This window comes from Streptomyces sp. NPDC018000, assembly GCF_044328025.1.
In the GTDB taxonomy this organism is placed as follows: domain Bacteria; phylum Actinomycetota; class Actinomycetes; order Streptomycetales; family Streptomycetaceae; genus Streptomyces.
This window is the reverse complement of the sequence record NZ_JBIRGM010000003.1, coordinates 515,571-534,219: the sequence shown is the minus strand read 5'-3', so window position 1 is coordinate 534,219 and position 18,649 is coordinate 515,571. Positions and strand designations below refer to the sequence as shown.

General features: G+C 72.8%; 13 protein-coding genes. 7 read left to right on the top strand and 6 right to left on the bottom strand.

The window, feature by feature from the left end; translation table 11 throughout:
* Window positions 1–187: 187 nt before the first annotated feature.
* Genes ACH4EW_RS10885 through ACH4EW_RS10870 form a run of 4 tightly spaced genes read right to left on the bottom strand, consistent with a single transcriptional unit; the run spans window position 188 to window position 8,938 of the window.
* Window positions 188–1,720 (bottom strand): TIGR02679 family protein, encoded by a 1,533-nt coding sequence (locus ACH4EW_RS10885; protein WP_398254332.1) that lies wholly within the window; start codon window positions 1,718–1,720, stop codon window positions 188–190.
* Window positions 1,717–5,823 (bottom strand): TIGR02680 family protein, encoded by a 4,107-nt coding sequence (locus ACH4EW_RS10880; protein ID WP_398254329.1) that lies wholly within the window; start codon window positions 5,821–5,823, stop codon window positions 1,717–1,719. The genes ACH4EW_RS10885 and ACH4EW_RS10880 overlap by 4 nt, the downstream gene beginning before the upstream one ends.
* Complete coding sequence (locus tag ACH4EW_RS10875; RefSeq protein ID WP_398254327.1) at window positions 5,820–7,325, bottom strand: TIGR02678 family protein; 1,506 nt, start codon at window positions 7,323–7,325, stop codon at window positions 5,820–5,822. The genes ACH4EW_RS10880 and ACH4EW_RS10875 overlap by 4 nt, the downstream gene beginning before the upstream one ends.
* Window positions 7,322–8,938 carry a DUF2397 domain-containing protein gene (locus ACH4EW_RS10870; RefSeq protein WP_398254324.1) on the bottom strand — a complete coding sequence of 539 codons (1,617 nt, stop codon included), beginning with the start codon at window positions 8,936–8,938 and terminating at the stop codon, window positions 7,322–7,324. The genes ACH4EW_RS10875 and ACH4EW_RS10870 overlap by 4 nt, the downstream gene beginning before the upstream one ends.
* Window positions 8,939–9,479: 541 nt before the next feature.
* Between ACH4EW_RS10870 and ACH4EW_RS10865 the strand changes: the two genes are divergently transcribed.
* The 4 genes from ACH4EW_RS10865 to ACH4EW_RS10850 all read left to right on the top strand — a co-directional run bounded on the left by ACH4EW_RS10865 (window position 9,480) and on the right by ACH4EW_RS10850 (window position 12,801).
* Window positions 9,480–9,998, top strand: coding sequence for a toxin-antitoxin system HicB family antitoxin (locus tag ACH4EW_RS10865; protein WP_398254321.1), 519 nt, complete (start codon window positions 9,480–9,482; stop codon window positions 9,996–9,998).
* A 110-nt stretch (window positions 9,999–10,108) separates the two neighbouring features.
* A complete protein-coding gene (locus ACH4EW_RS10860) occupies window positions 10,109–10,951 on the top strand; it encodes a DUF4097 family beta strand repeat-containing protein (RefSeq protein ID WP_398254319.1) in 843 nt (280 codons plus the stop codon).
* Window positions 10,952–11,011: 60 nt separating this feature from the next.
* Window positions 11,012–12,013, top strand: a complete 1,002-nt coding sequence (locus tag ACH4EW_RS10855) for an ATP-binding cassette domain-containing protein (protein ID WP_398254317.1) — start codon at window positions 11,012–11,014, stop codon at window positions 12,011–12,013.
* Window positions 12,010–12,801, top strand: a complete 792-nt coding sequence (locus ACH4EW_RS10850; protein WP_398254314.1) for an ABC transporter permease — start codon at window positions 12,010–12,012, stop codon at window positions 12,799–12,801. The genes ACH4EW_RS10855 and ACH4EW_RS10850 overlap by 4 nt, the downstream gene beginning before the upstream one ends.
* Before the next feature lie 177 nt (window positions 12,802–12,978).
* On the opposite strand, the gene ACH4EW_RS10845 is transcribed toward ACH4EW_RS10850, so the two are convergent.
* Window positions 12,979–13,356 (bottom strand): hypothetical protein, encoded by a 378-nt coding sequence (locus ACH4EW_RS10845; protein WP_398254312.1) that lies wholly within the window; start codon window positions 13,354–13,356, stop codon window positions 12,979–12,981.
* 426 nt (window positions 13,357–13,782) lie between these two features.
* On the bottom strand, window positions 13,783–14,862 hold the full coding sequence (locus tag ACH4EW_RS10840) for a Ku protein (protein ID WP_398254309.1): 1,080 nt from the start codon (window positions 14,860–14,862) through the stop codon (window positions 13,783–13,785).
* Between the two features lie 61 nt (window positions 14,863–14,923).
* Here ACH4EW_RS10840 and ligD point away from each other — a divergent pair, with 61 nt between their 5' ends.
* From ligD to ACH4EW_RS10825, 3 genes are all read left to right on the top strand, one after another.
* The gene (gene ligD, locus ACH4EW_RS10835; protein WP_398254306.1) at window positions 14,924–15,823 is read left to right on the top strand and encodes a non-homologous end-joining DNA ligase; all 900 of its coding nucleotides are present in this window, start codon (window positions 14,924–14,926) and stop codon (window positions 15,821–15,823) included.
* Between the two features lie 237 nt (window positions 15,824–16,060).
* Window positions 16,061–18,232 (top strand): HEAT repeat domain-containing protein, encoded by a 2,172-nt coding sequence (locus ACH4EW_RS10830; protein ID WP_398254303.1) that lies wholly within the window; start codon window positions 16,061–16,063, stop codon window positions 18,230–18,232.
* A complete protein-coding gene (locus ACH4EW_RS10825; RefSeq protein WP_398254300.1) occupies window positions 18,229–18,570 on the top strand; it encodes a zinc-ribbon domain-containing protein in 342 nt (113 codons plus the stop codon). Before ACH4EW_RS10830 ends, ACH4EW_RS10825 begins: the two co-directional genes overlap by 4 nt.
* Window positions 18,571–18,649 lie beyond the last annotated feature (79 nt).

The following is an 18,649-nucleotide window of genomic DNA, read 5'->3' as shown; positions in this document are numbered from 1 at the left end:
TACCGCCCGCCGCCGTTCCCACCTGTCGGCGCCCAGTTCCAGGGCCTCACGCATTTCGACCATGACGGAGGAGACGGCCGACATCACGTCGGCGGGGGTGTCGAGGCTGAAGAGGACCTCTTCGACCTGTGGTGAAAGAGTCAGCGGACTTCCTCTTCCGGACCTTCGTACGGGTCGGACCCGTCGCTCACTGTCCACGCTCCCGCAGCTCTCGCATGACCGTGGACGCGGGGCGACCAGGAGCGGTGCCCGCCTTCACCGCGGCGGCGGTGCGAGCGGTCCGAGGGTCGCCTGCAACCTGCACGAGGAGCCACCAGTTCGTCAGGACGTGCCCGATCGTCTCCGGGGTGGCTTCGCCCATCTCGCGGTAAAACTCCATGCGCTGTGCAGGGGGCAGAGCGGCGGCGACAGCATTCTGCGTGCGCGGAATCGGCTGCGGGTCGGAGTGGATCGGCCTCTCCGCGAGCCGCAGGTCGGCGAGGAGGCGGGTGAGGAGGCGCTCCTCCATGACCGCCCGGCCCCCGGCGTGCAGGGCGTCCGCGAGGGCGGGTTCCCAGGGGGAGGGGGCGGGGCTGCCCTTGAGGGGTACGGAGTCGCCCTCGGCGAGGGCCGCGGTGTACGCCTGGGTGGTCATCCGCCAGGGGCGTGCGGCGTGGCGGTGGACGGCGTCGGCGGTGATGCGCAGTCCTGTCCAGTCGAAGTCGGCGCGCCAGTGCAGGGTGCAATCCGCTTCGCGGGTGGCGGTGGCGAGGTGGTGGCAGGCGGCCGAGGGGATGCCCTCGGTGCAGATCAACGGGGGGCAGGCGGGGCCGAGTTCGGCTTCGGCGGTGCGCAGTACGGCCGGGTTCTCGCACACGTACACCTCGCCGGGCAGCGGTCGTACGGGGTGAGCGGTGAGCTGGCGGAGGGTGAGGCGGAAGGACAGGCCCGCGTCGGCTGCCTCGGTCAGCCAGCGTCCGGTCACGGTGTCCGGGTGGCAGCGCAGGCCGAGGACGAGGACCTGGCTGGCGAGGTCGTCGGTGACGGCTCCGGCCGTCTCCCACAGGGCGCGGCGTGCGGTGTGGCCGGCGGGGACGGCGTCCAGGCCCGCGCGCAGCGCCAGAGCGCGCAGAACGAGGTGCTCCAGGCGGCTGCCGGGGGTGAGGGCCTTGGTGTCGCCGCAGGTGCGTTCGGCGAGGACGGGCAGGGGGACGAGGCAGTCGCCGGGGGTGTTCGCGAGGGCCTCCAGCACGGCGCGCGCCTGGGCCGCGAGCGGGGTGGCGGTGCGGGCGTGGCGGGTGAGGGTGCCGTCGGCGGCGAGCTGGTCGCGCCAGGTGTCGTACCAGCCCTGCCCGCTGAGCGGGGAGGCGGTGAGTGTCTCGGCGAGGTGGTCGCGGTGTTCGGCGAGCCGGGCGCGTTCGGCGGGGCGGTCGCGCAGCGGGCCGTGCAGGCAGGCCAGTACGGGGATCAGGCCTCCTTCGGGGCCGCAGCGGGCGCGCAGCGCACGGTCCAGGTCGGCGAGGCGGACGCTCAGCCTTTTGACGGTGCCGGGGCGGTAGCTGCCGGTGAGGCCGATGACCGTGCGGCGTTCCGCGTCGGTGGGGTCGGCGAGGGACACGGATGCGCGGGAGAGGGTCGATTCGTTCGCCCCGTCGCGCTCCAGGCGGCGGCGGGCCGCTCGCAGCAGCCGCTGCCAGCCCGGGCCGCGCAGCTCGGCGTCCGCGTCCTCGGTCAGGTTCACCCGGCGTCCTCTTCGGGGCGGGCGGGGCGGGCGGGGCGTACGCGGGTGCCGGGGGAGCCGAGGGCGCGGGCGAGGTCGTCGGCGTCGTCGGCGATCAGTGCCTTGCCGTCCCACAGCAACAGCAGGGCGCTGACGGTGTGGTCGACGGCGGAGTGCGCCAGGTCGTAGTGGGCGCAGGCGGGCACGTCCGTGTGGGCGGCCCACAGGTCGTAGCCGGTCATGAACAGGTCCAGGTCGAACTGGGCGGCCAGGCTCATCAGTTCGCTGCGACCGGTGTCGTCGACCCCGGCGAACGCCTCGTCCAGGGCGAGCAGTCGGGGCGCGTGCGACGCGGCCGAGTTGAGCATGGCGTGCGCGGCGGCGAACAGCGGCAGGTGGAGGGAGACGGACTGCTCGCCGCCGGAGAGGCGGGAGTGGCGGGCGCGGGTGAGGCGTTCCTCCTCGCCGCCGGGGCGCGCCAGGTGGAAGGCGAAGGTGCGCCAGGTGCGGTAGTCCAGGACGCGGGCGAGGAGTTCGCGGTAGGGCTGTTCGCGGTGGCCCGCGCGTTCGGCCTTGATGCGGTCGGCGAAGTGGGCGCGCATCGAGGCGAGTTGGTCGGGTGTGAGGCGGGTGGCGTCGGTGTCGAGCAGCTTGCAGACGGCGCGCTGGGTGTCGTCGAGATGGTCGGCCAGCTGCCAGGCGACACCGACGGTCGTGCCCGAGGACATGCGCCGGGCTCGCATCTCGCGGTCCATGCCGCGGATCAGGTCGCGGGCGTCCAGGGTGCGCTCGTGGATCTGCTGGGCGAGGCGGGTGAGCAGGGCGTCCTGAAGGATGCGCTGCTCGGCCTCGGAGAGCAGCATCTGCTGGTCGTGCCGGGCGGCGGCGATCCGCCCGGCGAACACGGCGGCCGGGAGCGGCCCGGTCTCGTCGGTGACGCGCACGGTGATGACGCCGTCGGCGCTGTCCCAGGAAGGGTGGTAGTCCTGCCCGGCGGCGGTCAGCTGTGTCTGCAGGTCCTCCAGGGCCTTGGTGAGGCGGGTGGTGGACTGCTTGAGGGAGTTGTCGGTGGGGGTGAGGTCGCGGGTGGCGTACAGGATCGCCTCGTGCACGGCGACCGCGGCAGCGGGCAGCTCGTCACCGGACCAGTCGGCTTCCTGCGCGGGCCAGTTGGCCTCGGGCGGACAGCCGAGCAGGTCGAGGAGTTCCCGGGTGGCGTACGGGCCGAGGGCGCGCGCGGTCTGCAGCTCCTCGCGGGCGGCCGTGGCCAGGGCGACGCGGGCCGCCGTCGCGCGTTCGGCGGCCCCGGTGGCCTCGGCGAACGCGGCCCGTTCGGATGCGACCGCTCGTTCGTATCCGCCCTCGGCCCCGGCCAGTTCGACGCGGGCGCGCTCCACTTCGGCGAGCACCTGCTCGGCCTCGGCGCCGACCGCCTCGTGCAGTGCGTCCAGCTTGGCCTTCTCCTCGGTGTGGTTGAGGCGTGCGGCGCGCTCGGCGTCACGGGCCGCCTGCTCCTCCTCGGCGGCCTCCGCGAGGCGGGCGGCGGACTCGTCCACGGTCTCTTGCTGCCGGGCGTGCTCGCGCCGGCACTGCATCAGGTCGCGGGCGGCGGACTCGAAGCGGTGCACCGCGTCCGCCACCGCGTCCGTCCGCTCCGGGTCGAGCGCGTGCTCGGCGGCGGTGCGGCGCAGCCGTCGCTCGGCGGCGGCGCGGTGGGCCGAGGCCTCGTCCAGGCGGGCGCGGGCCGCTTCGGAGGCCTGGCGCGCCGAGCGCAGGGCGCCTGCGGCGGTGTGCGCCTCACGCAGCGCGGCGGCGATCGGCGCGGTGGCCGGCAACGCGGTACGGGCTGCCGCGTACGCCTCCACACGCGCCGCCACCCGGTCCAGATCCTGTTCGTGGACGAGGAGTTGGCGCTCCAGCTCGGCCAGGCGGGCGTCCAGCCCGTCCAGGCGGGCGGCGCGGCGGCGGGCCCGCGCGGTGGCGCCGATGTACTCGGGGTGCGCCTTCGTGGCGCGGCCGACGGTGACGCCGTGTGCCCAGCCGCCGTCCTGGCCGACGCGCGCGCCGGTGCCTTCGCCGACCCGCGCGCCGGTGCCTTCGCCGGTGCCTTCGCCGTGTCCGAGCGCGATCGAGGCGAGCAGGGCGGCGATCCGGGGTGCGGGTACGGGCGCGTCCTCTTCGGGGAATTCCTCGGGCACGAGGGCGTCGGCCAGGCTCGGCCCGGTCACCGGTGCCGAGGGCTCCAGCCAGGCGTCCTCGCCCTCGTGCCGGGCGGCCGGGGCGGGGGCGAGCCAGGCGTCCAGCATTCCCGAGGCGTCCAGTGCGGCCTCCACGGCGGCGGCCCGCGCCTCGCCGAGCCCGTCCGCGAACCGGACCAGGCGCCACAGCGGCGCGCCGTCCCGCCCGGCACGGTCGGCGGTGCGGCCGGGGTGGCGCGGCGGGGCGTCGTCCCGCTCGGCGGCCACCTCCGCCCGCTCCCCCGCGGTGTGCTCCCTCTCCCGCAGGAGCGTCTCGCGCTCGCCGCGCAGCGTGTGGCGTCGCTCGTGCAGCGCTGCCAGGCGCTCGCGGGCGGCCTCGTCGAACGCGGACGGCAGCGCGCTCGCGCCTGCCTCGCCGACCGCCGCCAGGGCCTCTCGCACGGCGGCCAGTCCGGCGTCGTCCAGCAGTTCCGGGTGTGCCGACTCCCAGGCGGACAGCCGTACTTCGGCGGTCTGCCGGGCCTCGTCGACCGCGAGCTCGTGTCGGCGTACCTCTTCCTCGGCCTCGCCGGCCGCCTGGCCCGCGTCGTCGGCCGCGCGCTGCGCGAGCGTGTGCGCCTGGTCCGCCTCCCGGCCGGCGGCGAGGGCGCCGCGCACGGCCCGTACCGCGTCCTGCCGCTCGGCGGCGCGGGCGGCGGCCCGCTCGGCGAGCCCCGCTTCATCGGCGTCCGCTTCGCCCCAGCCGATGCCCGCGGCGAGCGCCCGGTCGGCGAGCTCGGCCGCGGTACGGGAGGCCGCCGCCACCAGCTCCTGGAGGAGCCCGCGGGCGGAGGCGGCTCGTGCTTCGGCACGGGCGGTCTGCGCGGCCCGCCGCTCGGCGGTGTGCACAGCGGCGGAGAGCGCCTCCTCGCAGGTGCGCACCAGCCGCTCCAGATCGGCCAGTTGCTCGACCGCCTGGTATGCGGCGGAGGACTTCAGCTGGTCAAGGCGGGCGCGCAGTGCGGACTGCGCCGCCTGGCAGCTCTCCACCGCCGCCTCCGCCTCGGAGCGCCGCCCCTCGGCCTCCTGGCATGCGCGTGCGGCGTCCGCCACGGCCTGCCGCTGCTCGCCGGTGGCGGCGCGGCGGCGGCTGAGCGCGTCGGCCGCCCAGCGGGCGTGGACGCGCAGGTAGGTGGAGTACGTGGCGAGGAAGGCGCGGGTGGCTTCGTCGGCGGCGGCCAGGCCCTCCAGGGTGCGGGCCACGGACTCCATGTCGTCGAAGGAGCGGGCCGCCTCCGCGATCAGATCGTCGTCCAGCGGGCGCAGGCCGTCGGAGAGTGTGTCCGACAGCTTCGCCGGGTCGAGGTTCTTCGCCAGCTGCGGGCGGCGCAGGGTCAGCACGAGGGTGAGGAACTGCTCGTAGCGCTCCCTGCCGAGCCCGAACAGGCGGCGGTCGATCGCGGCCCGGTAGTCGGCGGCCGAGCCGACGAGCACCTCCTCGCCCAGCTCGGCGGCGAGCTGCTTGCGGGTCAGCGGCCGGTCGTCGGCGGTGAGCAGGGAGAAGTCCCTGCCCACGCGGCCGGACGTGACGAAGTGCCAGCGCTGCGGGGTGTCGCGGTGCCGGTGGGCGTGCAGGCCGATGCCGACCGTGACCGCCTCTCCGGTGTCCTGGTGACGGAGTTCGAGCCACACATAGCCGAGCGCGCTCTCCTGCCCGCGGTAGAGCAGGTTGGACTTCATGGTGCGGTCCTCGGCGGCGAACGGGTTGAGCCGCTTGGGGTCGATCCGGCCGTCCAGAACGTACGGGAAGAGGACTTCCAGCGCCTTGGTCTTGCCGCTGCCGTTGGCGCCGCGCAGCACCAGCCAGCCGTCGGCGAAGCAGAACTCCTCGTCGCGGTAGTCCCACAGGTTGACGATGCCGGCCCGGGTGGGCTGGAAGCGGGTCACGCGCTGCCGTCCTTGGAATCGGTGAGGGAATCGGTGAGGGAATCGGCGAGGGGGTCGGCCTCGGGGGTGGACAGGGTTTCCTGGGCCGAGGGTCGGGGCGCGGCGCGGCGGGCTGTTTTCACCTCGGCGCGGGCGCCCCGGTAGCGGGCCAGCAGCGGGAGGGCCAGGACGCCGCCGTCGACCCGGGCCACCAGGGACATGGCGGCCAGCAGGGCGAGCGCCTCGTCGAGGAGCCGGTCCCGGTCGGCCAGGTGAGTGGCGGACATGCCCGCGCCGAACTCGTCCACCAGCGCCTTCAACGCCCGACGCAGCCACGCCTCGGTGACGAACGGGTAGCGGGCCTCGTCCGTGTCGGGGGCCTCACCGGGCGGCGGGGGTGCGGTGTCGTCCTCCGTCCCGGCCAGCAGCTGCTCGGCTTCCGTCTCGGCCAGCAGTTGCTCGGCGGCGGCCGGGCGCGCGGGCAGCGCCGCATCCAGCCGGGCCGCCGCCTGGGCGAGCCGTTCGGCGGCGCTCGCGTGCGGCAGGTGCTCGATCCGGGAGCGGGCAGGACCTTGCACGTACTGGGCGATCCGCACGGCCAGCAGCAGCGCGGCCTGCGCCACCGTGCCGCCGGCCGGGAAGGCGAGGTCCGTCATCCGCCGTGCGGGGTCCACCAGCGCCACGCCCTCCGCCCGCCGCTCCAGCGTGAGCCCGGTCAGCCGCTCCACGTCCTGGGCGAGGGCGGGCGCGCGCAACTGCCCGTGCAGGGCCGGGTCCACGTCGGCGTAGTAGACGGCGGGCCGCTCGACGACGAGCCGCCGCGCGGCGCGTGACGCCTGCCGCCGCTGCGCCTCGCGGCCCTGCGAGAGCATGCCCGCACCTGCCGCCGCCAGCAGCCCGGTCACCGACTCCAGGTGCTGCAGCACCCTGCCCGGCCGGAAGAGGGCGTCGACGACCTCGCGGTCGATGTCGTACAGCGCCTCCGCCTTATCGGGGTCGCTGACCCAGTCCGCGGCCGAGCCGTCGGCCATGCGCAGCGCCCCGCGCCCGGTGAGGAACGTGACCGCGTCGACGAAGGCGTCCCGGTCGGCCTTCCGCCCGGTGTCCATGCCGAGCCCGTCCACCTGCCCGGCCTCCGCAGCCACCGCGTCCGCCAGCTCGCCGAGCACCACCTGGGTGCCCGCCCGGCCCAGCGCGGACAGGGTGAGCGCGAGGAGCGCGTAACGGCGGCGGTCGAAGGGACGGCCGGTGCGGGTGAGCGCGGGCCGCGTGGTGTCCAGGCCGTCCTGGGCGCGCAGCAGACGCGCGGTGCCGTACGTCAGGAGCAGCCGGTAGTCGAAGGCGTCCGCCAGGTCGCGGCGCAGCTGCGGCGCGAACCGGCGTACGAGCGGGAGGGCGCCCGGGTCCGGGTACACCTCGGTGACCAGCGGGTGGCGCAGGATCAGCCGCATCGCCTTCTGGTAGTCGGCGAGCTGGTGGGTGTCGACGTCGGCGGCCGGGCGAGGTGCGGGGACGGTACTCATGCGGCAGTCACCTCCAGGCGCAGCCCGTCCAGGTGGAGCGTGCCGCGCACGGTGCGCACGCTGGTCGCCCCGGCGTGCGGGTGGAGGGTGAGGCGTACGCCGTGCTGGCTGCCCGCCCCCAGCGGGCCGGTACGGCGGCTGACCGGGGCGGGCGCCCGGGCGGCGAGCGCCAGGTCCAGCAGGGCGAGCAGCGCCTGTGTCTCCGCCTCGTCCAACTCGTCCTCGTACGGCCCGTGTTCGGCCAGCCTTTGAACAGCCGCCCGGCGCGCGGCGGTCTCGGCCAGCTGCCGCTCGCGCAGCAGGGCCCGCCCGGCCTCGTCCCGCTCGATCCGGCCGGGCGCGCGCGGGGCCGGAGTACGGCCGGTGCGCACCAGGGTGCGGGACAACTCGACCGGCTCGGCCTCCCACCACGAGGTGCGGGCCGGGATCTCCTCGGGGTCCTCGTACAGCACGCCCGCGTGGCGCGGGGAACCCAGTTGGAACACCGCCTGGTACAGCGCGTGAGCGTCCTCGTCGCCCGGGCAGTTCGCGAACCACTGGGCCAGGTGGCGTAGTTGCGACTCGCGGCTCACTCCGCCGCGCCGTGCCTCGGTGACCCGTCGCAGCAGCGCGGTGACCGCCGCGATCCCGGTCATCGTCGCGTCCTGCAGCCGGTCCGCCTCGCTGCGCCGCTCCGCGCCGCCCGCGCCTCTCCCGCCGCCATCCTCGGCGGACGGGGGCCTGCGGCCATCAGCAGCCCAGCCTGCCGGCCGGGCGGTGAACCACTGCTCGACGCCCGCCCAGCGCCGCTGCCAGTCCGCCTCCCGCTCGACCGGCGTCCGGAACAGCCGCTCGTCCGCCTCGGCCGCCAGCTCCGCGAGCCGAACCCCGCCCTGCCCGTGCACCGCCGCGACCTCGGCGGTCTTTGCCGCCAACAGGGGTGCGTAGCGGGCGAGTTCGGAGTGGAACTCCCGCATGTGCGCCAGCAGCGCGTCCTTGTGCGCCAGGAACACTTCGGGCCGGGTGTCGTTGGTGCGCGCCAGGTCGCCGAGCATCAGGTAGAAACGGGCGGCGCGCTGCGCCATGTCCGACAGCGCCTGATCCAGCCGGGACAGCTTGCGGTAGACCTCCTCCGCGTCCCCCGCATGCACCGCGTCCGCGAGCGCGCCCAGGTCGGCGAGGATGTCCGGGAACACCAGGCGGGACAGCGCCGCGTCCTCGGTGCTCGCGCCGAGCACGTCCTCCACCGCGCGGAACGCCCGGTGTCCGGCCTGCGTGAACTGGTAGACGTAGTGCCGGTTGCGGTACTCGGCGAGCGTCGCCGCGCGCGTCCCGTCGTAACTGCGGTCCAGCACCTGCCAGTCGGCGAGCGCCTCCAGCAGCGCTCCCACGTCCTCCCCGTCCAGCGACGCCTGCGGATGCCCCTCCGCCAGCCGGCCGAGGCGGGCGCGCACCTGGCCCTCGTGCAGCAGCACCTGGTAGTCCGCCCGGCCCAGATCCACGGCGCGCAGCACCCACAAGTAGGCGTGGCGCTTCTCGGCCGCCGCGAAGTGGAACAGCCGCAGCCGGTCTTCCAGCGTGAAGGCGTCGATACCGAAGGCGCCGTCGGACGGCGCGGCGGCGAGGTCGGACACGGGACTCCTTGGAGCGTTGTCTGCTGGTACGGCACGCACCCGCGCGGGCTTCGGCGTGACCCCACCTTGTCGCACGCGGCGGTTCGGCCGCCAATCGCGCGGGATTCCTTGACCTCGGCGCCGCGGGGAGGGTAATGACCGCCGGTCGGCGCCGCAGGCGCGGAGGCTTACGGCAGCGCGTGGCTCGTCACCGGCGGGCGGTTCGTCACCGGCGGGCGGTGGGCTCCGTCGGTTGCCTGGCCACGGGGTCCGCCGTCGCGGCGGGTGGGCGCGTGGCGGGACAGGTCACCTTCTTGTGGCATCACCTGGCGTCACATGGCATCACATGACACCGAGTGGCGCCACTTGGCGCCGCCCGGTGCCACCCGGTCCCATCCGGCGCCTTTCCACGCCTCACAAGCGCAGGAGCACGCATGGCGCCACAATGACTCGGGTCTCCCTCTTCACGTTTCCGCAGGTAGGGCGCCCATCCTGGAGCCCACCCCACATACGGTGCCACCCAGGCTTGCACATGGCGCCATCATGGTGCCATGATGGCGTTATGGACCTCACCCCGTATGTCGACACCCTTCGCCGCGAACTCGCGGTGGCCGCCGAAGCCGGCGGCGACGAAGCCCGTGAGCTGGCCGAGAGGCTCACCGCTCCCCTGGAGTCGGCGACCCGGCTGGCCATGCTCAACGTGCTCTCCGCCGCGATGGACGAGGTCACCCGCGAACTCGCCCCCGGCTCGGTCGACGTACGGCTGCGCGGACTCGACCCCGACTTCGTGGTGACCCCGCCGCCCACCGACAGCGGCGCCCCCGCGGAGCCGGCCGCGCCGGTCGAACCGTTCAGGACCCCGGCCCCGGCCGACGGCGACGAGGGCGGCACCGCCCGCGTCAACCTGCGGCTACCGGCCCACCTCAAGGCCCGCGCCGAGGAGGCCGCGACCCGCGAGGGCCTGTCGGTCAACGCGTGGCTGGTGCGCGCCGTGTCGGCCGCGGTCGACGGCGGCACCCGGCCGCGTACGCCCGAGAAGACCCGGACCGTCGGACAGAGCTTCACGGGCTGGGTGCGCTGACCGCGCCGCCGCCCGCACCACTTCACCCGCACGACTTCACCCGCACCACCTCACCCACACCACGTCCCACCAGCGGGGACGTCCTGAAGACTCACGAGGACGGGACAGCCATGCCTTCTTTCGACACTCCCGAACCGATCTCGGCCACGGCGCACGTGGAGGCCGGTTCCATCCAGTTCACCGCCGGTGACCGCACGGACACCGTCGTCGAGGTGCAGCCCCGCGACCCGAAGCGGGACCAGGACGTACGGGCGGCCGACCAGACCGCGGTCACGTACGCGAGTGGCGTACTGACCGTCAGGACGCCCAAGTCCAATATGTTCGGCCGCACCGGCACCGTCGACGTGACGGTCGAACTGCCCACGGGCTCACGCGTCGACATGACCGGCGCCTGGACCCAGGTGCTCGGCGAGGGCCGGCTCGGCGAGGTCCGCGTGAAGACCTCGTCCGGGGACGTCCGCCTCGACGCGACCGGCCCGCTGAAGCTGACCGCGTCGCACGGCTCGATCACCGTGGACCGGGTCGAGGGCATGGCCGAGATCACCACCAGCTCCGGCAGCCTGCGCATCGGCCTCGTCGACGGCCCCGCCGTCCTGAAGAACTCGCACGGCACCACGACCGTCGACGCCGCGACCGGCGAGCTGCGGGTGAGCGGCGCCAACGGCGACATCGAGATCCGGCGCGCCGAGGACTCGGTCACCGCCACCACCGCCCACGGCACTCTGCGCTTGGGCGAAGTCGCCAGCGGCACCGTCCAGTTGGAGACCTCCTACGGTGCCATCGAGGTCGGCGTCCGCGAGGGCACGGCCGCCTGGCTCGACGTCAGCTCGGTTTCCGGACAGGTGCGCAACACGCTCACCGCGTCCGAGACGCCGGAGAAGACCGAGGACACCGTCAAGGTCCGCGCCCGCACCCGGCACGGCAACATCGACATCCGCCGCGCCAAGGCCTGAGCGCCACATCCTCAACCGGCCCCATCCCTCATCCACTTCAGCCTTCGAACGGAGGGCACCATGCCTTCATCTGTCATGCCCACGTCCAGGCGGGGCGACGGTCACCCGTCGCCGGCCGCCGTCTCCACCACCGGTCTGCGCAAGTCGTACGGCGACAAGACCGTCCTCGACGGCATCGATCTGCACATCCCGGCCGGGTCCGTGTTCGCGCTGCTCGGGCCCAACGGCGCCGGCAAGACCACCGCCGTGAAGATCCTGTCCACGCTCATCACCGCCGACGGCGGGCAGGCCCAGGTCGCGGGCCACGACATCGCCACATCACCGAACGAGGTGCGTGCCGCGATCGGCGTCACCGGGCAGTTCTCCGCCGTCGACGGGCTGATCACCGGCGAGGAGAACATGCTCCTCATGGCGGACCTGCATCACCTGTCCAAGCGCGAGGGGCGGCGGGTCACCGCCGAGCTGCTGGAGCGCTTCGACCTCGTCGACGCCGCGAAGAAGCCCGCCCAGAGCTACTCCGGCGGTATGAAGCGCCGCCTGGACATCGCCATGACGCTGGTCGGCAACCCGCGGATCATCTTCCTCGACGAGCCGACCACCGGCCTCGACCCGCGCTCCCGCCACAACATGTGGCAGATCATCCGCGAGCTGGTCACGGGCGGCGTCACCGTCTTCCTCACCACCCAGTACCTGGAGGAGGCCGACGAGCTCGCCGACCGCATCGCCGTGCTCCACGACGGCAAGATCGCCGCCGAGGGCACCGCCGAAGAGCTGAAGCGGCTCATCCCCGGCGGACACGTCCGGCTCCGCTTCACCGACCCGGCCGCGTACCAGTCAGCCGCCTCCGCTCTGCGCGAGGTCACCAGGGACGACGAGGCGCTGTCGTTGCAGATCCCCAGCGACGGCAGCCAGCGCGAGCTGCGCTCCGTCCTCGACTGGCTGGACTCGGCCGGCATCGAGGCGGACGAGCTGACCGTGCACACCCCCGACCTCGACGACGTGTTCTTCGCCCTGACCGGCAGCACCGACCAGCCGAACCAGCCCAAGGAGGCTGTCCGATGAGCTCCCTCTCCCTTGCCGTACGCGACTCGTCCACGATGCTGCGCCGCAATCTGCTGCATGCCCGCCGCTACCCGTCCATGACGCTGAACCTGCTGTTCACGCCGGTCATGCTGTTGTTGCTGTTCGTCTACATCTTCGGCGATGTGATGAGCGCCGGCATCGGGGACGGCGATGCCGGCCGGTCCGAGTACCTTGCGTACGTCGTCCCGGGCATCCTGATGCTGACCATCGGCGGCACCACCATCGGCAGCGCGGTGTCCGTCGCCATGGATATGACCGAGGGCATCATCGCCCGCTTCCGCACGATGGCGATCCACCGCGGCTCGGTGCTCATCGGGCACGTCATCGGCAGCGTGCTCCAGTGCGTGATGAGCGTGGTGCTCGTCGGGGCCGTCGCCGTGGCGATCGGCTTCCGGGCCACGAACGCCACCGTCCTGGAGTGGATCCTGGCGGTCGGGCTGCTGGCGCTCGTCTCCCTGGCGCTCACCTGGATCGCGGTCGGGATGGGCCTGTCCAGCCCGACCGCCGAGGCGGCCGGCAACAGCGCGATGCCGCTGATGGTCCTGCCGCTCCTCTCCAGCGCCTTCGTGCCGGTCGACGCGATGCCGGGCTGGTTCCAGCCGATCGCCGAGTACCAGCCGTTCACCCCGGCCATCGAGACGCTGCGCGGCCTGCTGCTCGGCACCGAGATCGGCAACAACGGGTGGCTGGCCGTCGTCTGGTGCCTGGGGCTGGCCGCGCTCGGCTACGTCTGGTCCAAGTCGCTGTTCAACCGCGACCCGAAGTAGCGGGCCGGCAGCATTACAGGCCGCGACCCCCAGCTCGTCCCGCTCCAGGGCGGCGTACCCCGACACCGCGTCGGCGTACGCCGCCCCGTCGTCGTTCCGGACCATCCGCCCCAACCGCGATGCCGAGAGCGTCGACGGGCGTCCGTGGCCGCGTGGGTGACAGCCTGCCGTGTGGTTCTACGGGTCCTCATCCTCCGGGCCGCCCGAGCCGATCTGCTCTGCTCGCAGCGCCAGGTCCTGCAGCACGTCGGCGGAGGACACGTCCGTCTGCCCGGAGTCGTGCACCTGGGCCAGCATGGCGAAGGCCAGGGTGAACGCACCGACCAGCTGTTCCACCGCGCCGCCGACCTCCCGCCCGACGAGGGCCGCGACCTCTTCGATCGAGGCGTCCTCGGGGATCGTGATCCGGGGCATCGTCTCGTTCAGGAGCGCGGTCACCACACTCGAATCGGTTTCCACGTCGTCACGGTCGACGTTCTCTTCGAGGAGCCGGCGGATCTCGCCCGCCTCCGTGAGGATTCCCACCACACGCTTCACTACTTCGCTCTGCTCCATCCAGCGAGCATAGGCGCGGAACCGTGCGACCTGTGGTCAGTCGGTCATTCGTGCCTTCGCGCCTTCGCCGGTCCGGGTTCGGTCCAGGGCGAGGGGGCCGAGCCTGCGCCCGCACACGTGACGCGGCCTCAGCAGCTTCGACCATGTGCAGTTACCGCGCCGATTCTTCGAGCAAAGGGCCTCCATGAGAACGGTGTTGACCGCTATAGCCGTTGTGATCGGCGCGGCGTTGTACCTTCTGCCGTCGCTGATCGCCTTCAACCGGAGCAACAAGGACCCGGTGGTTGATCCTCGTGATCAACGTTGTATTCGGCGCGACTCTTGTGGGCTGGGCTCTGGCCCTCTATCCGACTCTGCGTAAGCCAAAGGTGTCCGCCGTGGCGTGACGTCCGTCCTCGCGAGCCGGCCCGTTTCCGTGCCACGCCCTCAGGCCGACGCGCGCTTGCGAGGAGCCGCCTTCTTCGTCGCCGGCGTCGTCGCCGGCGACGTGTCCGATTTCGCGGTGGTCTTCTTCGTCGTCGTCTTGGCGGACGACTTCGCCGTCGACCGTGCGGCGGTCTTCCTGGCGGGCGCCCTGCTCGGCGTCGGCTTCTTCGCGGCCGTCTTCTTGGTGGACGCCGCGGCCTTCTTCTTCGCCCCGGTTCCGCCCGACTTCTTGCGGCCGGTGAGCGAAGTGACCTCGGCTACGGTGGCCTCCGCCGTTTTCTGCCCGGCCTCCGGCTCCTCGCCACGGGCCTCCTTCGCGGCCCGGACGCTCTTCTCCAGCGCTGCGATCAGGTCGATGACCTTGCCGCCGCCCGAGGCGTCCGCCCCCGCCGGCTCCAGGGTCCGGCCCTCCGCCTTCGCCGCGATGAGCGCCTCGACCGCCTCGCGGTAGTCGTCGTGGAGCGAGTCCATGTCGACCTCGCCGAGGGTGGCCATCAGCGCGTCGGCCAGGTCCAGTTCGGCGTCGCGGACCGTGACCTCGATCTCCGGGGCGACGCCCTCGGGGCTGCGGATCTCGTCCGGCCAGAGCAGACCGTGCATGGCGATCACATCGTCGACCACCCGCAGCATCCCGAGCCGTTCGCGGCCGCGCAGCGCGTATTTCGCCACGGCGACCTTCTGACTCCGCTTCAGCGCCTCACGCAGCAGGACGTACGGCTTGGCCGCCGGGACCCCGTTGGCGGAGAGGTAGTACGCCGCGTCCATCTGGAGCGGGTCGATCGAGGCGGCCGGCACGAAGGCGACGATCTCGATCGTCTTGGCGGTGGGGAGCGGGAGGGAGCCGAGGTCCTCGTCGGTGATCGGGATCACCGAGCCGTCGGCGTCCTCGTACGCCTTGCCGATGTCGGCGGCGGTGACCTCCTGCTCGTCGATCTCGCAGACCTTCCGGTAGCGGATCCGGCCGCCGTCGGCGAGATGGATCTGGCGGAAGGAGAGCGAATGGTTCTCGGTGGCGTTGACCAGCTTGATCGGGATGCTGACCAGCCCGAAGGAGATGGCGCCGTTCCAGATGGACCGCACTATTCACCCCTTGTGTCCGTATCAATACCTTTAGATCCAGGAAACGTGTGATTCTTATCGTATGACGCCGATCACAGAGGTGGAGGGGCGGCGGCTGGCGCTCAGCAATCTCGACAAGGTGCTGTATCCGGCCACCGGAACCACCAAGGGCGAGGTGCTCCACTACTACGCGGCCACCGCGGCGGGGGTCCTGCTCGCGCATCTCCACAACAGGCCGGTGTCCTTCCTGCGCTATCCGGACGGGCCGGACGGGCAGCGTTTCTTCACCAAGAATCCGCCGCCGGGTACGCCGTCCTGGGTACGGACCACCGCCGTGCCGCACCATGAGGACAAACAGGCCAGACAGGTGGTCGTACAGGACCTGGCCTCGCTGATGTGGGCGGCCAATCTGGTGGTGGAATTCCACACCCCGCAGTGGCAGGCCGACACTCCCGGGATCGCCGACCGGATGGTGTTCGACCTGGACCCCGGCGCACCCGCGACCGTGGTGGAGTGCTGCACGGTGGCGCTGTGGCTGCGCGAGCGGCTGGCGGCGGACGGCTTGCGCGCGTACGGGAAGACCTCGGGGTCGAAGGGGCTGCATCTGCTCGTACCGCTGGAGCCGACCCCCGCCGATCGGGTGTCGGCGTACGCGAAAGGACTGGCCGTCGAGGCGGGGCAGGACCTTCCGGAGCTGGTCGTGTACCGGATGACGCGGGCGTTGCGGCCGGGGAAGGTGTTCGTCGACTTCAGCCAGAATGCGGCGTCGAAGACGACCGCCGCGCCCTACACGCTGCGCGCCCGGTCCGAACCGACCGTCTCGGCGCCCGTCACCTGGGCGGAGATCGAGGAGTGCCGGAACCCGGGAAATCTGGTCTTCCTGGCCGGCGACATGGGGGCGCGGCTGGATCGGTACGGAGACTTGCTGGGGCCGCTCATCGACCCGGACCGGGCTCGGCGGTTGCCGGCCGCCGGGCGGTAAGGCGGGCGGGGCCCGAGCCGGGTGGCGCCGACCGCCGTCCGGCCCTCGATCGCCGGACGGGCTGATTCCATCGGTCGATCGACACGTCCGAAATTCGCCCCCGGAGCGCATAGCGCATAGCGGACGATCTTGTCATGTCCGTCAGGAAAAGACAGCATGTCGAGGGCGGAACGTCCGAGCCGTGGTGCACACTCCTCGCAGACACTGCTTGGTGGAATTGTGTGGGGAGGCGATGGCGTGTTCGCAGGGATCGACGAGGTCGACTGGGCCTCGATGGAGCATGCCTACGGGCCTGCCGATGATGTGCCGGCGATGCTGCGGGGTCTCGCGTCCGCCGATCCGGCGGAGCGCGAGGCGGCGCTGGACGGCATGTACGGGGCCGTCCACCACCAGGGCGATGTGTACGCCTGCACGCTGGCTTGCATTCCTTTTCTCTTCGAGCTGGTCGCGGATCCGGGGATCCGGGACCGGGGCAGCATCGTCGAGCTGCTCACCAGCATCGGCGGCATCGATCTGGACGGGGACGACGAGGACGAGCTCGACGAGGAGGAGATCGAGGCCGCGGCGAACTACGCGATGGCGGCGACCGCCGTCACCGTGGGCGCCGGGGTGTTCTTCGAGCTGATGGCCGACGAGGACCGGGGCGTGCGGCTCGCCGCGCCCTTGGCACTCGCCACGCTCCACAGCCACCCCGTGCGGGTTCTCGCGCTGTTGCGGGAGCGGTTGCCGGTGGAGCCGGCCGAGGAGGTACGGCTCGCCCTGGTCGAGGCCGCCGGGCGGGTGGCTCTGCGCCATCAGGGGCTGGCCGGACAGGTGGCCGGCTGGCTGACCCGACTGGCCGGTGAGGGGTTCCCGCCAGGGCTGCGGCTGGCCGCGCTGGCCCAGCTGGCGCGGTGCGCACCGGATGCCCTGCCGGGTGATGTCGTACGGGTGGTGACGGGGCTGCTGCGGCAGCTGCGCTCGGTGCCGGTGCGCCGGGCCGGGGCGGCTCCCGCGATCGATGCGCAGGCCGGTGCGGCCGAGGCGGTCACGGCTGTCGACGCGCATTCGGAGCCGGCCGGGGAGCCTCCCGTCGAGGAGCGGGCCGCGCCTGTGACCGTGGGGCAGTTGCGGGCGCTGTCCGACGAAGGGACTTCGGGGCGCTCCGTCCCCTGGACGGCGGACCTGCTGCGGACGCTGCATGTCGGGCTCGACGACCGGGTCGCCGAGCGGACGGCGCTGCTGACGGATCAGCTGCGCAGCCCCGACCACCAGCAGCGGATCGATGCGCTCCGGATGAGCAGCGGGCTGGTCCGGGTGTGGCGCGGATCGTACGAGGAGCTGGTCCGGCTGGTGGGTGAACAGCTCGCCACCCCTGAGCCACGGCTGGCCGAGGCTGCCGCGCATGTGCTGGAGGATCTCTTCGGTCTCGCCGCGCCCGCCGCCGACGCGCTTGCGGCGCGGGTGGCGGCGGACCCCGGCGCGTGGGTTCAGGACTGGCCGAGCGGGCCTCCGGGGCTCGGCAGTGCGGTGAAGGCGCTGGCCGGGCTGGGCGATGCCCGCGCCGTGCCCGCGCTGGCCGCCGCGCTGGAGCGGCCCGAGGTGCCGCACGATGTGGGGTTCGCCATCGACTGTATGGGGGTGGCAGCGGCCCCGCTGACCGCTGTGCTGCGCCGCAGGCTCGGCGAGGTCCATCTCGACGAGGGGGCGTACGACCGGGTGAGCCCGCTGCTCACGGGCTTGACCGCGCTACGGGCGCACGAGGCGATGCCGGAGGTGCTGCGGGTGCTGCGCGGCGCGCCGGATTACCGGGGCGAGTGGCTGCGTACGGCGGCTCTGCGGGCGCTCGGTTCGTTCGGGCCCGCGGCGCACAGTGTCGTACCGGAGCTGCGTACGCTGCTGCGCCGCCCCGGCAACACTTCGGCGACGGAGGTCGCTCAGGCCCTGTGGGCGGTCGACGGGGATGCCGACACCGTGCTCCCGGTGCTGATAGAGGGCTTGCAGGCGGAGCGGGTCCACGAGCGGCGGTCCGCGGTGAACGCGCTGGGCAGGCTCGGGACGCGGGCGGCGGTGACCGCGCCCCGGCTGCGCGCACTGCTCGGGCACGAGGAGCTGTGGCTGCGGGTGGATGCGGCGATCGCGCTGTGGGACGTGTCCGGACGCGCCGAGGAGTCCGTGCCGGTGCTCCTGGCGGCCTGGGAGAAGAATCGTCACATCAGGGTCCGGGTGGCGGAATGTCTGGCGCGGATGGGTATCGCTGGTGCAGGGTCGGACGTGGCGCGTGTGCTGAGCGCCGAGCTCGCCTCCGCACGCCGTCACAACGCGATGGACGGTGGATACGGCAGCCACGACACATACGAGGACGAAAAGCTGCTGGCGCTCTGCCGTCAGGCGCTTTCGGGTCATCCGGGGAAGGGACCTACAACGTGATCATTTTCGGTACGCGGGGTTATCTGTACCAACTGGCCGTCCTGACGATGGTCTGCGGCTGGTGCGGCAATCCGGCCGCGCACACGCTGCGCAAGCGGGTCACCAAGTTCACGCTGTTCTTCGTGCCGCTGTTCCCGTTCTCGACGAAGTTCGCGACGCAGTGCACGTTCTGCGGCGGGGAGCAGCAGATCCCGAAGGAGCAGGCCGAACAGCTGCTGACGCAGCATGCCGCCTCGCAGAACGGCAATCCGTTCGGGCAGGCGCAGGGGCAGGGGCAGGGGCAGGGACAGCCGGGATACGCACCGGGCGGACAGGGCCAGAACCCCTACCAGCACTGAAGCAGCACCCGAACAGCGCCCCGCCCCGGCACGAAACCGATAGGTACTAAATAGGTAAAAAGGACTTCCTTCCGAATAA